This is a genomic window from Plantactinospora sp. B6F1 (genome assembly GCF_040120695.1).
Taxonomy (GTDB): Bacteria; Actinomycetota; Actinomycetes; order Mycobacteriales; family Micromonosporaceae; genus Plantactinospora.
The window spans coordinates 324,239-338,481 of sequence record NZ_JBEEAC010000003.1; the positions used below are offsets into that span (position 1 = coordinate 324,239).

The following is a 14,243-nucleotide window of genomic DNA, read 5'->3' on the forward strand; positions in this document are numbered from 1 at the left end:
GACCGGAAGGCAGTGTCGTTGACCCCCGAGCAGGCCGCCGGCGCGGCCAGGCCGATCGTGCAGAAGTTGGGCACCGCCTTCATCGAGTGTCCCCGCACGTTGCGCCGGGCGCGCCAGATGGGCATCTCCGGGTGGGCCTTCCTGGTGACCGGTCGGGGCGCGGTCCTCGGCGACGTACGGACCGAGACCGTGGCAGCCGCGATCGGCATCCTCTCCCCGGAGGCGGTCGCCGACGGCTGGGAGGCCGCCGTCCGGGTGACCACCCCGAGCGCCGTGGCCGAGGTCAGCCGGGCCGAATGCTGCCGCTGGGGGATCGACTACCTGGCCGGCTTCCCGCCGATCGGGCGGCTGATCGAGTTGGTCGAGCCGGTCGTGGTGGCGGCCGACGCCACCGGGATGCCCCTCTTCGCGGCCTGGCGCGGCATGCCGGTACCGGCCGACGCCGCACCGGCGGCCCGGGCGGCGGTACTGCTGCACCTGCTCTTCGAGTACTACTCCGGTGCCAACCTGATGGCGGTACGCGCGGCCGGTATGACGGCGATGGAGATCATCCTTGCCGGCCCGGAGGGCGAGTCCGGCGCGGTGGCCTACGGCTGGTCACCGCCGTACCCGCCGGTCGGGCCGCTGGTCCGGCGGCGGCTCTGGTCCGAGTCGGTGGCCGACCGCATCGTGGCCCAGGCCTACGGGGTGCTCGACCCGGCGGAGCGGGTGGAGTTGGTCAGCCTGCTCGGCGCCGCGCTGGCCGGGGCCCGGATGTCACCGCCCAACCTGGACTGACCCGCGGATCCCGGCCCGCGGGCGATCAGGACCAGCGAAACAGCTTCGCGGCCAGCCCACCGAAGAGCGCGATGCAGCCCACCAGCACCGCCAGGTGCAGCGGCTGCGGCCAGTCGCCGGCCCAGCTGTCCTGGAGCGCCTGGGAGGCGGCGCCGAGCGGGGTGAAGTCGGCGACCCGGCGTACCGCCTCCGGCATCAGCGGGCCGGGGGTCCAGACTCCGGCGGCGAAGAGCATCGGGTAGTAGATCAGACTGCCGATGCCCATCGCCGCCCGGCTCGTCGGGGTGAAGGCGGCGACCAGCAGGGCCAGCGCCACCATCGAGGCCGAGCCGAGCACGAAGGCGGTGAGCAGTCCGGCCACGTTCGGCCGGGCCTCGATCCCGAAGACCAGCCGACCGGCGAGCAGGGCCAGCGCGGAGCCGACCAACAGCGCGACCACGGTGACCGTCAACTGCGCCACCAGCAGCCGGACCGGCGAGACCGGCGTGGTGGAGAGCCGGCGCAGTACGCCCTTCTCACGGTCGGCGGCGAGCGTGTTCAGCAGGTTGACCAGGGCGACGGTACCGATCGCCAGGGCCAGGGTGATCGGTAGGAAGAACTCGATCGGCTTCCGGCCGCCGATGTCAGCGCTCGGCTCGTTGAAGCCCGGCATGGCGCTGCCCAGGACCAGGATCAGGGTGGCGGGGAAGATCACCGCGAAGAAGGAGCCCAGCGGGTCCCGGACGAAGAGCTTCGCCTCGGTGACGACCAGCTTGGCGGTGCTCCGGCCGGCGGTACGGCCTCTGCGGGTCCGGCCGCCGGTGGCGCCGGACGGGGCGGTTTCGGGCACGGCGGTGGTGTTCATCAGAGTTCCTCGATTCTTGGGGTCGGGTGGTACCGGCTCAGTTCGGGCTGCTGGCGGTCGGACCGGTCAGGGCGAGGACGGCGTCCTCCAGGGTGGGCCGCTCGACGCCGGGCACGTCGGCCCGGGCCACCAGCGCGGCCGGGGTGTCGATCGCGACCACCTCACCGGCCCGGATCACCGCCAGCCGGTCGCAGAGCCGCTCGGCCTCGTCCATGAAGTGGGTGACCAGGACGACCGTGACGCCCCGGTCCCGGACCTCCCGGACCAGCTGCCAGGTGTCCCGACGGGCCTGCGGATCCAGCCCGGTGGTCAGCTCGTCGAGTACCGCGATCCGGGGGTTGCCGACCAGGGCGAGCGCGACGGAGAGCCGCTGCTTCTGCCCGCCGGAGAGCTTGCTGAACACCGTGTTCCGCTTCGCGGTCAGCCCCAGCTCGTCCATCAGCGCCCGCCAGTCGGCCGGCTCGGCGTAGAACGAGCTGTACAGGTCGAGTGCCTCCCAGACCTTCAGCCGGTCCGGCAGGTGGCTCTCCTGGAGCTGGATGCCGACCTGACGGCGCAGCGCGGTGCGGTCCCGGGCCGGGTCCAGTCCGAGTATCCGGAGCGTTCCGCCGTCGGCCCGGCGCAGCCCGGTGAGGCATTCGACCGTGGTGGTCTTGCCGGAGCCGTTGGGACCGACGATCCCGAAGATCTCACCGGCCCGTACCTCGAAGGAGACATCGCGGACCGCGACCTGGTCGCCGTACCGCTTCTGCAGGTTGCTGATCTCGATGACTGTCATGGGAGAAACGCTAGGAATTCCGGCGGTCGACCGTAATGCGTCCAGCTGCCCGGCCCGGGTGCAGGTAACTACACCCCGGCCGGGTCCCTGGCCACAGTCCGTCGTGCACGACCGGGGACGAGACTGGACGCATGCTGCGCCGGTACGGTCTCGCATTCGTCCGTAACCTCGCCCTGGCCGGGTTGGGGCTGCTCGGCATGCTGATGTCGGTACTGCTGGTGGCGGCGGCCACCCTGGTCGTGCCGTACCTGCCGGCGGCCCGGGCCGGCAAGCGGCTAACCGACCTCGGGCGGCGGCTGGCCGGGCGCTGGGGCGGCGTCCCGGTGCCGGTCGAGCACCGCCCGGGACCGCCGGTGCCGCAGCGCCGGGCCGACGGCTGGTACGTGCACGAGAAAGAGCTGTACCGCTCGCCCCGGCTGCCGGCGTACCTGATGGAACTCACCTGGCGCGGCGAGGACCCGGCGCTGCTCCGCGAGTGGGTCTGGCTGCACCTGACGCCGTTCGTCGGCGGTCTCGGCACGCTGGTCCCGCCGGTGCTGGCCGGTGCCGGGATCGGGCTCGGCGCCCTCGGGCTGACCGGCGGCACAGCCCCGGTCGTCGGCTCGCCGCCGCCGGTGCTGGCGCTGCCGCTCGGGCTGGCGCTGGTCGTGCTCGGTGTGACGGTCGCGCCGCTGGCGCTGCGGCTGCACGCCCGGTGGACCCGGCTGCTGCTCCAGCCGCCGGAGCGGTCCTGGTGGCACCGGTCGGGGCTGGCCGGCTGGACGCGCCGGCGGTCGAGCGCCGCCTGGCACGCTGCCGGGCTGGCCGGCCTCGGCTTCGCGGCGTTCGGCGGCTTCCTGTTGAACCTGGTGACCCTGATGGTCGGCTTGGGTTGGCTGGCGCCGCAGGTGTCGAGGGTGACCCGCCCGCTGGTCAGCCGCTACCGCCGGTACGGACACCGATGGGCCGGGGTGACGATCCCGGAGCCCTACCGGCCGTATCCCGAGCCGCCACGACCGGAGGAGGACGGCCGCTACCGGGTCGGCCGTACCCTCTACGACGACCGGGCGGCGGCGATCCGGGGCCAGGCGTACGGCTGGCTCCTCACCGATCCGGCATTCTGGCGCGACCAGCTCTGGATGGCCACCAACCCGCTGGTCGGGCTCCTCGGACTGGTCCCCGCCGCGCTGGTCTCGGTGGGGCTGTTCGGGCTGGTCGGGCAGCCACTGTGGTGGTGGCCGTGGGCGGTGCCGCTGGGACTGGTCACCGGCGAGTGGGTCACCCCCTGGTACATCTGGTACGGCGTCACGTACGCCGTGCCGGACCTCGCCGGGATCCCCGGCTGGACCAGCGCGCTGCTCGGGCTGGCGATGGCCTGCCTCGGTGTGCTGCTCGCCCCGGCCCTGCTCCGGCTGCGTCTCCGGTACGACCGGCTGCTGCTCGTACCGACCCGCTCGGCCGAACTGACGTCGCGGGTACGGCAGCTGACCGAGACCCGGGCCGACGCCGTCGACACCCAGGCGGCCGAACTGCGCCGGATCGAACGTGACCTGCACGACGGGGCGCAGGCCCGGCTGATCGCGGTCGGGCTCAGCCTGGCCGGGCTGGAGCGGCTGATCGAGGAGGATCCATCCGCCGCGCAGGCGATGGTGGCCCAGGCCCGGCTGGCCTCGGCGACCGCGTTGACCGAACTGCGGGACCTGGTCCGGGGCATCCATCCACCGGTACTGGCCGAGCGGGGACTGCCGGACGCGCTCCGCGCGGTGGCGCTGGACAGCCCCGTCCCGGTACGGGTGACCGGAGAGCTGCCCGGCCGGCTCGACCCGCCGGTGGAGTCGGCGGGGTACTTCTGCGCGCTGGAGGCGCTGGCGAACGCCACCCGGCACGGCGGAGCGAGCAAGGTGGAGATCGACATCACGCACACCGGTACGGTGCTGCGGGTCACGATCACCGACGACGGCCGGGGCGGCGCCGATCCGGACCGGGGCACCGGGCTGCGCGGCGTGCAGCGCCGGCTGGGCGCGTTCGACGGGGTACTGAAGGTGCACAGCCCGGCCGGCGGGCCGACCACGGTGACCGTGGAGATCCCCTGCCCACTCCCGGAGTAGCGGACCGGCGCGGGTCAGCCGGACGCGGCGCGGATCAGGTGGAGGCGGTGCCGGTGGGCCGGGAGCGCAGTTCGGCCACGTAGTCGTCGGGCGCGCCGGCCTTCTCCGCCGCGTTGGCGATCTCCGACAGGTACCACGCGGTGGGCAGCCCGCCCTCGTAGCCGGCGAAGACGTAGACCCAGGCGGTGATCTCGCCGTCCAGGGTGACCACCCGGACGTGCAGCTTCCGGTACGTGCCGGAGGACACCCCCTCGACCTCGTCGAGCTGGGCGGCGTCCCAGGAGTGCACGTCGTAGAGTGCGACGAAGACCCGATCGCCGGGCGACTCGACGATGGTGGTGACGGCACCCTCCCAGCCGATGACCCCCTCACCGGCGAAGGTGAGCCGCCAGCCTTCCAGCCAGCCGGTGCCCACCATCGGTGAGTGCGGGCAGTAGGCACGCATCCGGGCGGGATCGAGGTTTGAGCCGTACGCGGCGTAATGACGCACGGCGATGACGATAGCCCGGTGAAGGGGTGGGGGAGAATACGACGGTGCGTGTCGGACGGGTTCTGGACAAGATTGTCACTGGGAGCAGCGACGGAGGGCGAGCACTGTGAGCCGGATTGTGATCATCGGCGGAGGGCCGGCCGGCTACGAGGCGGCGCTGGTCGCCGCCCAGTTGGACGCCGACGTGACGGTGGTCGAGACCGACGGGGCGGGCGGAGCCTGCGTACTGCACGACTGCGTACCGTCGAAGACCTTCATCGCCAGCTCCGAGGTGGTGACCGGCTATCGGGACACCGAGGAGTTCGGGGTGCACTCGGACGGGCTGGACGCGATCACCGTCGACGCACCGACCGTGCACGGTCGGGTCAAGCGGCTCGCGCTCGCCCAGTCCGCCGACATCCAGGCAAAACTGATCAAGGCGGGTGTGACCTTTGTCTCCGGTCGGGCCCGGCTCGGCGAGGACACCCTCGGTCACACCCACCGGGTGCTGGTGACCCCGTCGGGCGGTGACTCCGCGTATTCGATGGACGCCTCGACCGTGCTGATCGCCACCGGTGCCACCCCGAGGGTGCTGCCCACCGCGGTACCGGACGGCGAGCGGATCCTGACCTGGCGCCAGGTGTACGACCTGCCCCAACTGCCGGAACGGCTGATCGTGATCGGCTCCGGCGTCACCGGTGCCGAGTTCGCCAGCGCGTACCTGGCGATGGGCGTCGAGGTGACCCTGGTCTCCAGTCGGGACCGGGTGATGCCGCACGAGGACCCCGACGCCGCGATGGCGATAGAGCAGGTCTTCCGGTCCCGGGGGATGGAGATCCTCAACAACAGCCGGGCGAACGCGGTGCGGCGTGCCGGCGACGGGGTGGAGGTCGAGCTCGCCGACGGCCGTGTGGTGTCGGGCTCGCACGCGCTGATGGCGGTCGGCTCGGTCCCCAACACCGCCGACCTCGGCCTGACCGAGTACGGCGTCACGGTGGCACCCGGCGGCTACGTCAGCACCGACCGGGTCTCCCGGACCAACGTGCCCGGCATCTACGCCGCCGGTGACTGCACCGGGGTACTGCCGCTGGCCAGCGTCGCCGCCATGCAGGGCCGGATCGCCATGTGGCACGCGCTCGGCGACGCGGTCTCACCGCTACGACTGCGTACCGTCGCCGCGAACGTCTTCACCGACCCGGAACTGGCCACGGTCGGGGTGTCGCAGAACGAGGTGGACTCCGGTCGGATCCCGGCCCGCCAGGTGATGCTGCCGCTGGCCGGCAACGCCCGGGCCAAGATGGCCGACGTGCGGGACGGGTTCGTGAAGCTGTTCTGCCGGCCGGCCAGCGGGCAGGTCGTCGGCGGGGTGGTGGTGGCGCCGAACGCCAGCGAGCTGATCCTGCCGATCACGATGGCGGTGGAGAACAACCTCACCGTCGACCAGTTGGCGATGACCTTCACCATCTATCCCTCGCTGTCCGGGTCGATCACCGAGGCGGCCCGGCAGTTGATGCTGCACGAGCTGGAGTAACGGTTCCGGTGCACACCCGTCTGGGCGGCTCCGGACGGGTGGTACGGATAGCGTCGCGGGGCGGTGCCGGCGCGGCTGGCGGCGTACCGTTGTCCGCGCGCGAACCGCCTCCCGCCGGGTCCCCCGTTTCCGGTGGTCGAAGCGGTTCGCCACCGGGCCGCCGGCGGGTCCCGCGCCGGCGGCCCTCTCAACGGGCGATCCCTTCGTTCGTTGATCATGATTACGGGTAGCGGCGGCTGGCAGCCGGACCGTCGACGGACTCCGCGTCGGCGGCCCGGCTGGAAGCTGTCCCCGTCTAGCAGCCGGTCCAGCGCACCGCCCGCACCCCACCGGGCAGGTGAGGGTTGTGGAAGCCGGCCACCGTCCCGTTGTCGGCGAGAGCACGACCGCCGACCCCGTCACCGGGTTCGGGCGAGGGAAGCGTCAGCACGGTGTTCCCACGCTGCAGCAGGGCGCCGCCCAGGACGGTGCCGTACGCGTTGACGTCGGCCTGCTCGTAGGCGAGCTGCGGGTCGAGCACCGTGTACCGGCCGGTCCGCAGGTCCCAGCGCAGCGCGGCCGGCGCACCTTCCTGCGAAGCGTGGCCAACCGCCCAGCGTCCGCTCGCGGCCTCGACAGTCACCGACGTCTCGCCGTCGGGGCCGGTCAGTGGACGCAGCACGCCGGATGGCGTCCGCAGCCACGAGGTGACCTGCATGGTTTCCGTGGTGCCGACGATGGTGCCGTCGTCGGTGAAGCCGGTGATGACGGAGTACGGCGAGGGAGTGTCGATCACCCGGACGGTGCCCGGAGCGCTTGCCGGCCACAGCAGCCCGTACCGCTGGTTCGTCGGGGTGAGGGCCATCCCCACGATGTCGCCACGGGAGTTGATGGCCACCACGGTGGTGTGATCCGCCGGATCGGCCACCGGCAGCAGCTCTCCCCGGCCGTCGCGGTACCGCCACGGCGGCGACGGCACCCCTGTCGGACCGTTGCCGATGGCGACGCCGTACCGGTTGACGTCGATCGGAGCTCCGCCCGACGCCGGAGGGTCGAAGCTGGTGAGCTGGCCCTGATCCCAGAGCAGCACCGTGTAGGTGTCGGTGTCCTGGCGCACGATCGCCGAGCCGAGGATGTACCGGCCCGAGGGATCGATCGCCACGACGTCGCTGCGGTAGGTGTCCACCGGCGCCGGCAGGGTCTGCATGGTGCAGGGGGTGGGCGGGGGGAGAGACGCGGCGGAGGCCGCGAGGGCGGACCCGGACATCAGGGCGGCGGCTGCGGTGGTGACGGTCACTCCACGCAGGACAGCCCGTCGTGAGATTTTGATCATCGGTACCCCTCTTCAGGTGATCGAACAGTCGAAACACGTTGCGGAGTCGGAGAGGGTTGCGGTCGTGGATCCGACAGCGGCCGGCTGCAACCGATCGATACATCGATGGCAATCGTTCGATGGGTGGCGGCTCGGCCGGAGGGCCCGGAAATGGGCTGCGGCGGTGCCTCGGGCCGGAGTACCGTGGCCGCCATGCGCAGCGTGATGCGGGAGACGACGACGCCGGGAGACCCCGGCGTGCCGCGCTGACGCATACCAACTCGTCGACTGGCCCCGGGGCGATCCGCTCCGGGGCTTCGTCGTGCACACCAGATCGGCGCCGTTCCCGGGCCGGAGTCGCCGCCGGGTCCGTACCGATCCGGGAGAGAAGATGCACGACCACCGCAGGCTCGGTCGCGAGCTCGAGCTGTTCCACGCCGATCCGCTGTCCGGGGCCGGGCTGCCGGTCTGGCTGCCGGCCGGCGCCGCCGCCCGGCACGCCGTCGAGGAGTACGTCCGCGAGCTGGAGCGCCGGGCCGGCTACCAGCACGTGTACTCGCCCCCGCTGGGCAAACGCGAACTGTTCGAGCTGTCCGGGCATCTCGGCTACTTCGCCGCCGACATGTTCCCGGTGCTGCGGCTCTCGGCCGACGACGAGTTCGTACTCCGTCCGGCGCTCTGCCCGCACCACGCCCTCGTCTACCGGGCCCGGGGAAGGTCCTACCGGGAACTGCCGCTGCGCATCGCCGAGTTGGGCGGGATGTACCGGCCGGAGCGGTCCGGGGTGCTCGGCGGACTCAGCCGGGTACGCGCGATCTCGCTCAACGACGCGCACAATTTCTGCGCCCCCGAGCAGGTCGGCGCCGAGGTCGTCGAGGTGCTGGACCTGATCCGCGCCGCACACGCCGCGCTCGGGGTACGCCCGGCGGGATTCCGGCTGTCGCTGCGCGGACCGGGCGGGAAGTACGTCGGTGACGACGAGGAGTGGCAGCGGGCCGAGGACCTGCTCCGGGCGGCGCTGGTCGGCCTCCCCTACGTCGAGGCGCCGGGGGAGGCGGCGTTCTACGGGCCGAAGATCGACATTCAGGTGCGGGACGTGGCCGGCCGGGAGTCGACCCTCTCCACCATCCAGCTCGACTTCGACAAGCCGGCCCGGTTCGACCTCTGCTACACCGACGCCCGGGGGCGGCGGGCGCGGCCGGTGATGGTGCACCGGAGCCTGGTCGGCAGCATGGAGCGACTCTTCGCGTACCTGATCGAGGTGCACGCCGGAGCCTTCCCGGCCTGGTACGCCCCGGTCCAGGTGCAGGTCCTGCCGGTCGGGCCGGAGCAGGTGGCGGCGGCGGAGGCGTTCCGGCGGGACTGCGTACTCGCCGGGCTGCGGGCCGAGCTGGTCGTCGACGGATCGCTCGGCGCCCGGGTCCGGGCGGCCGCCCAGCGCCGGGTTCCGTACGCGGCGGTGCTCGGTGCCCGGGAGGTGTCGGCCGGGCAGGTGGCGCTGCGGCTGCGGGACGGTCGGTCGGTGGAGCCGATGTCCGCGCCGGACGCGCTGCGGCTGGTCACCGGGATCGTGCTCGGCCGCTCGGCGGAGCTGCTGCCCTGAATCGCGCCGGAGCTCCCGGCCCCCGGACCAGGGGTGGTTCGGTCGGGCCGGAGTTCGGTGCGGCCCCCGGTCAGTGGGGGAGAAGGAGCACGAGCAGGGCGACGCCGACGTAGAGCACCTGTTGGGCCGTGCGGATGCCGAGCGGGGTGACCGGTCGGCCGGCCAGGGTCAGCTTGCGGCGGGCGGCGGAGACGTTGGCCGGGAACATCGCGATCATCAGTAGTGCCAACCCACCCGCGACCCAGCGGGAGCTGGCCGGAACGAGTAGCCCGACCACGCCGGCCAGCTCCAGTACGCCGGTCACGGTGACCAGCAGGGCGGGCCTGGGCAGTGCCGGCGGCACCATCGCGATCAGGTCGCGGCGGTGGCTCGGTGCGAAGTGCGCAGCCCCGGTGAGCAGCAACATCAGTGCCAGCCCGATCCGGAGTGCGGGCTGCCAGCCGTCGAGCGCGTCGACGCCGAGGAGTCCGGCGAGTCGAGCGACGAGCGAGCCGGCGAGGAGGGCGATCAGCGGCGCCATGGTGGGTCGTCCATCCGACGTCGGGAACTTGTCACTATCAAGATTGCCTGACGGGCGGCATCTTGTCAATAGAAAGATATGCTGTCGGGTATGACCGAGGAGGATGCCGCAGGGCGGCCCTACCATCACGGAAACCTGCGCCGCGCGCTGCTGACCGCGGCGGCGACCGCGATCGAGGACTCCGGTCCCGCCGGGCTCAGCCTGCGCGACCTGGCCCGCCGGGCGGGCGTCTCGCACGCCGCACCGGCGCACCACTTCGGCGACAAGGCCGGGCTGCTGACGGCGTTCGCCACCGAGGGATTCGAGATGCTGGCCGACACGTTGGCCCGGGTCGGAGAGGAGTCCGGCGGCAGTCTGCTCGAACTCGGCGTCGGCTACGTCATGTTCGCGGTGCGCCATCGCGCCCACTTCGAGGTGATGTTCCGGCCGGAGCTCTTCCACCGCGACGACGCCGGGCTCACCGCCGCCCAACAACGGACCCGGGCGGCCCTCCGGGCCGGGGTTGCCGGGCTCCCGGCGGCGCCGGTCGGCCCGGCGGCCGCACACTCCGAGCTGGCCGCCTGGTCGATCGCGCACGGCTTCGCCACCCTGTGGCTCGGCAGGGCGCTCCGAACCGACCAGATCGGCGACGATCCGGAAGCCGCCGCCAGGCTCGTGCTCAGCCGACTCTTCGCGCCCCTCGGCTGAGCGGCCGGGACCGGTGCCACCTCACCGGTGAGTGGCCGCGCCCACCGGGTGCTGGGCGGCGTTCACCAGTTGGTGGGCAGCGGCATCCCCTCGGTGTAGCCGGCGGCGCTCTGTACCCCGACCACCGCGTTGGCGTGGAACTCCGCGAGATCGGCCGCCCCGGCGTACGTGCACGCGCTGCGTACCCCGGCGACGATCTCGTCGATCAGGTCCTCCACGCCCGGCCGGTTCGGGTCGAGATACATCCGGGCGCTGGAGATCCCCTCCTCGAAGACCGCCTTCCGAGCCTGGTCGTACGGGCTGTCCTCGGCGGTGCGCGCGCTGACCGCCCGGGACGACGCCATGCCGAAGCTCTCCTTGTAACGCCGTCCGTCGGCATCGGTGTAGAGGTCACCGGGGGACTCGTAGGTGCCGGCGAACCAGGTGCCGATCATCACGTTCGACGCCCCGGCGGCCAGAGCCAGGGCGACATCGCGCGGGTGGCGCACCCCGCCGTCGGCCCAGACGTGCCGGCCCAGTTCGCGGGCGGCGGCGGCGCAGTCGAGTACCGCGGAGAACTGTGGCCGGCCGACCCCGGTCATCATCCGGGTGGTGCACATCGCCCCCGGCCCCACGCCGACCTTGACGATGTCCGCCCCCGCCTCGACCAGGTCGCGTACCCCGTCGGCGGTGACCACGTTGCCGGCGGCCACCGGCACCGGCGGATCGAGGCTGCGTACCGCCCGCAGTGCCCGGAGCATCCGTTCCTGGTGGCCGTGCGCGGTGTCCACCACCAGGGTGTCCACCCCGGCCTCGAAGAGCGCGGCGGCCCTGCCGGCGACGTCGCCGTTGATGCCGATCGCGGCCGCGATCCGCAGCCGGCCCCTGCCGTCCAGCGCCGGCCGGTACAGCGTGGCCCGCAGCGCGCCCCGCCGGGTCAGCACCCCGACCAGCCGGCCGTCGACGTCGACCACCGGAGCGAGCCGGCGGCGACCCCGGGACAGCCGGTCGAACCCGGTGCGCGGATCGGACTCGGCGGGCACGGTGTGCAGTTCGGTGGACATGACATGCCGCAACTGCGCGAACCGGTCCACCCCGACCGTGTCGGCCTCGGTCACCACGCCGACCGGCCGCCCATCCGGATCGACCACGATCACCGCTCCGTGCGACCGCTTCGGCAGCAGGTGGATGGCATCCCCGACGGTGTCGGTGGGGCCGAGCGCGATCGCCGTGTCGTGCACCAGGTGCCGCTGCTTGACCCACCTGATCACCTCGGCGACCACGTCGATCGGGATGTCCTGCGGCAGCACGGTGAGTGCCCCGCGCCGGGCCACCGTCTCGGCCATCCGCCGGCCGGCCACCGCCGTCATGTTGGAGACCACGATCGGGATCGTCGTGCCGGTCCCGTCACTGCTGGCGAGGTCGACGTCGAGCCGGGACTCGACGGCCGACCGGACCGGGGCCAGGAAGACGTCGTTGTAGGTCAGGTCCTGGCTGGGCTTCCCACCGGTGATGAACCGCACCTCGCCATCATGCCGGAGGGCGATCCACCCGGCCGGTCACTCCCGCTGGTCGAGTGACCGACCTCTCCGGTCAGCGGAGAGCACCGGCCCGCGGCCGACCGTCCAGCCCAGCCGGGCCGGCCTGCGGTTCGTACTCAGTTGATGAGGCAGACGACGCCGCCAGCGGTGAGGACCGCGCCGACCTCGGCGGCGAGTTCGCGCACCACACCGGCCTTGTGCGCGTGCAACGGCTGCTCCATCTTCATCGCCTCCATCACGACGATCAGGTCACCCTCGGCGACCGTGTCGCCGTCGGCAACCGCGATCTTGACGATGGTGCCCTGCATCGGGGAGGTCAGCGCGTCGCCTCCGGCGGCGGCTCCGCCGGACGCGGCGGACCGGCCAGCCCGCCGGGATGGTCGCCGGGTGGTCCCGCCGGAGGTACCCGGGCCGGCGGCCAGGGCGGTACCCGTGCCGTAGCCGGCCGGCAGACTGACCTCCAGCCGCTTGCCGCCGACCTCGACCACGACGGTCTCCCGGGCCCCGGCCGGCTCGTCGGCCGGCACGGCGGCGGCGAACGCCGGCAGGGTGTTGTCGAACTCGGTCTCGATCCACCTGGTGTGCACGGCGAACGGCGCGGAGGTGAAGGCCGGGTCCCGGACGACGAGCCGGTGGAACGGCAGTGCGGTGGCCATCCCGTCCACCACCATCTCGTCGAGAGCCCGACGGGCGCGCTCCAGCGCCTCTGTACGGGTCTCGCCGGTGACGATCACCTTGGCGAGCAGCGAGTCGAAGTTGCCGCCGACCACGTCCCCGGCCACGATGCCGGTGTCCACCCGTACGCCGGGTCCGGTGGGCAGCCGCAGCGCGGTCACCGCACCGGGGGCCGGCAGGAAGTTCCGGCCCGGGTCCTCGCCGTTGATCCGAAACTCGAACGAGTGCCCGCGCGGGACGGGATCGGCGTCGAAGCGGAGCTTCTCGCCAGACGCGATCCGGAACTGCTCCCGGACCAGATCGATGCCGGCGGTCTCCTCGGTCACCGGGTGTTCGACCTGGAGGCGCGTGTTCACCTCCAGGAAGGAAACGGTGCCGTCCGCGCCGACCAGGTACTCCACGGTGCCGGCGCCGTGGTAGTCGGCCTCCCGGCAGATCGCCTTCGCGCTGGCGTGGATCTTCGAGCGCTGCTCGTCGGTCAGGAACGGCGCCGGCGCCTCCTCGACGAGTTTCTGGTGGCGGCGCTGCAGCGAGCAGTCCCGGGTGCCGACGACCACGACGTTGCCGTGCTGGTCGGCGAGGACCTGCGCCTCGACGTGCCGGGGCCGGTCCAGGTAGCGCTCGACGAAGCACTCGCCCCGGCCGAACGCGGCCAGCGCCTCCCGGGTGGCCGACTCGAAGAGCGCCGGAATCTCCTCCACCGTCCGGGCCACCTTGAGGCCCCGGCCGCCGCCCCCGAAGGCTGCCTTGATCGCCACCGGCAGACCGTGCTCGGCCGCGAAGGCCAGCACCTCGTCCGGCCCGCTCACCGGCTCGGAGGTGCCGGGTACCAGGGGAGCACCGGCCCGCCGCGCGAGATGTCGGGCGGTGACCTTGTCACCGAGGTCGCGGATCGCCTGCGGGCTCGGCCCGATCCAGGTCAGGCCGGCGTCGATCACCGCCGCCGCGAAGTCCGCGTTCTCCGAGAGAAACCCGTAACCCGGGTGTACGGCGTCAGCGCCGGACCGGGCGGCCACGTCGAGCAGCTTGTCGATCCGCAGGTACGTCTCGGTCGCGGTCTCGCCACCGAGCGCGTACGCCTCGTCGGCGAGGGTGACGTGCAGCGCGTCCCGGTCGGAGTCGGCGTAGACGGCGACGCTGGCGAGTCCGGCGTCCCGGCAGCCGCGGACGACCCGGACCGCGATCTCGCCTCGGTTGGCGATCAGTACCTTGCGCACGCGGCTGTTCCTCCTCGAATCGCTCCCCACCGTCGCCGGCCGCCGAGGACGGCTGTCAGGGACGTGGCCAGGGATCTTGCCAGGGACGCTGCCAGGGACATTGTCAACGACCTCGGCCGTCCGGCCACCGGGTGGGGCGGCCGGGGCCACCTGGCCCCCCGCCCGGCCGCTCGGCCGGTGCCCGGGCCAGCGGTGGCAACTATTCAATTTTGGCTATTACGCTTCTGGGTGTGTCAGCTACCCG

At 72.6% G+C, this 14,243-nt stretch carries 11 protein-coding genes and 1 pseudogene; 5 read left to right on the forward strand and 7 right to left on the reverse strand.

Annotated features, from left to right (window positions below; genetic code table 11):
• The first annotated feature begins 18 nt into the window (after positions 1-18).
• Positions 19-777 carry an SCO6745 family protein gene (locus ABNF97_RS07085; protein ID WP_130464988.1) on the forward strand — a complete coding sequence of 253 codons (759 nt, stop codon included), beginning with the start codon at positions 19-21 and terminating at the stop codon, positions 775-777.
• A gap of 25 nt (positions 778-802) precedes the next feature.
• Here ABNF97_RS07085 and ABNF97_RS07090 read toward each other — a convergent pair whose 3' ends face one another.
• Positions 803-1,621: an ABC transporter permease gene (locus ABNF97_RS07090; protein ID WP_349338017.1), complete on the reverse strand. Its 819-nt coding sequence runs from the start codon at positions 1,619-1,621 to the stop codon at positions 803-805.
• A gap of 121 nt (positions 1,622-1,742) precedes the next feature.
• Positions 1,743-2,399: pseudogene (locus ABNF97_RS07095) on the reverse strand (ABC transporter ATP-binding protein); the annotation flags it as partial.
• 131 nt (positions 2,400-2,530) lie between these two features.
• Here ABNF97_RS07095 and ABNF97_RS07100 point away from each other — a divergent pair.
• Complete coding sequence (locus tag ABNF97_RS07100) at positions 2,531-4,486, forward strand: sensor histidine kinase (protein WP_349338018.1); 1,956 nt, start codon at positions 2,531-2,533, stop codon at positions 4,484-4,486.
• A gap of 34 nt (positions 4,487-4,520) precedes the next feature.
• Here the strand turns inward: ABNF97_RS07100 and ABNF97_RS07105 are convergent, their stop codons facing one another.
• Positions 4,521-4,976 carry a gamma-glutamylcyclotransferase gene (locus ABNF97_RS07105; protein WP_130464984.1) on the reverse strand — a complete coding sequence of 152 codons (456 nt, stop codon included), beginning with the start codon at positions 4,974-4,976 and terminating at the stop codon, positions 4,521-4,523.
• A 106-nt stretch (positions 4,977-5,082) separates the two neighbouring features.
• Here ABNF97_RS07105 and ABNF97_RS07110 point away from each other — a divergent pair, with 106 nt between their 5' ends.
• On the forward strand, positions 5,083-6,486 hold the full coding sequence (locus ABNF97_RS07110; RefSeq protein ID WP_130464983.1) for an NAD(P)H-quinone dehydrogenase: 1,404 nt from the start codon (positions 5,083-5,085) through the stop codon (positions 6,484-6,486).
• A gap of 295 nt (positions 6,487-6,781) precedes the next feature.
• Here the strand turns inward: ABNF97_RS07110 and ABNF97_RS07115 are convergent, their stop codons facing one another.
• Positions 6,782-7,762 (reverse strand): hypothetical protein, encoded by a 981-nt coding sequence (locus tag ABNF97_RS07115; RefSeq protein WP_349338019.1) that lies wholly within the window; start codon positions 7,760-7,762, stop codon positions 6,782-6,784.
• Positions 7,763-8,168: 406 nt separating this feature from the next.
• Between ABNF97_RS07115 and thrS the strand changes: the two genes are divergently transcribed.
• Positions 8,169-9,380: a threonine--tRNA ligase gene (gene thrS / locus ABNF97_RS07120; RefSeq protein ID WP_349338020.1), complete on the forward strand. Its 1,212-nt coding sequence runs from the start codon at positions 8,169-8,171 to the stop codon at positions 9,378-9,380.
• Positions 9,381-9,450: 70 nt separating this feature from the next.
• Here the strand turns inward: thrS and ABNF97_RS07125 are convergent, their stop codons facing one another.
• Positions 9,451-9,900 (reverse strand): DoxX family protein, encoded by a 450-nt coding sequence (locus ABNF97_RS07125; protein WP_349338021.1) that lies wholly within the window; start codon positions 9,898-9,900, stop codon positions 9,451-9,453.
• 90 nt (positions 9,901-9,990) lie between these two features.
• On the opposite strand from ABNF97_RS07125, the gene ABNF97_RS07130 reads away from it, so the two are divergent.
• Positions 9,991-10,587, forward strand: a complete 597-nt coding sequence (locus tag ABNF97_RS07130) for a TetR/AcrR family transcriptional regulator (protein WP_349338022.1) — start codon at positions 9,991-9,993, stop codon at positions 10,585-10,587.
• 62 nt (positions 10,588-10,649) lie between these two features.
• On the opposite strand, the gene ABNF97_RS07135 is transcribed toward ABNF97_RS07130, so the two are convergent.
• Both ABNF97_RS07135 and ABNF97_RS07140 read right to left on the reverse strand, forming a co-directional pair.
• Positions 10,650-12,089 (reverse strand): GuaB1 family IMP dehydrogenase-related protein, encoded by a 1,440-nt coding sequence (locus tag ABNF97_RS07135; protein ID WP_130464975.1) that lies wholly within the window; start codon positions 12,087-12,089, stop codon positions 10,650-10,652.
• A gap of 134 nt (positions 12,090-12,223) precedes the next feature.
• Positions 12,224-13,999 (reverse strand): acetyl/propionyl/methylcrotonyl-CoA carboxylase subunit alpha, encoded by a 1,776-nt coding sequence (locus tag ABNF97_RS07140; protein WP_349338023.1) that lies wholly within the window; start codon positions 13,997-13,999, stop codon positions 12,224-12,226.
• Positions 14,000-14,243: the final 244 nt, after the last annotated feature.

Coding starts and splice junctions, on each gene's coding strand:
- ABNF97_RS07090 (WP_349338017.1), bottom strand. CDS start 1,621: ATGAACACCACCGCCGTGCCCGAAACCGCCCCGTCCGGCGCCACCGGC.
- ABNF97_RS07100 (WP_349338018.1), top strand. CDS start 2,531: ATGCTGCGCCGGTACGGTCTCGCATTCGTCCGTAACCTCGCCCTGGCC.
- thrS (WP_349338020.1), top strand. CDS start 8,169: ATGCACGACCACCGCAGGCTCGGTCGCGAGCTCGAGCTGTTCCACGCC.
- ABNF97_RS07125 (WP_349338021.1), bottom strand. CDS start 9,900: ATGGCGCCGCTGATCGCCCTCCTCGCCGGCTCGCTCGTCGCTCGACTC.
- ABNF97_RS07130 (WP_349338022.1), top strand. CDS start 9,991: ATGACCGAGGAGGATGCCGCAGGGCGGCCCTACCATCACGGAAACCTG.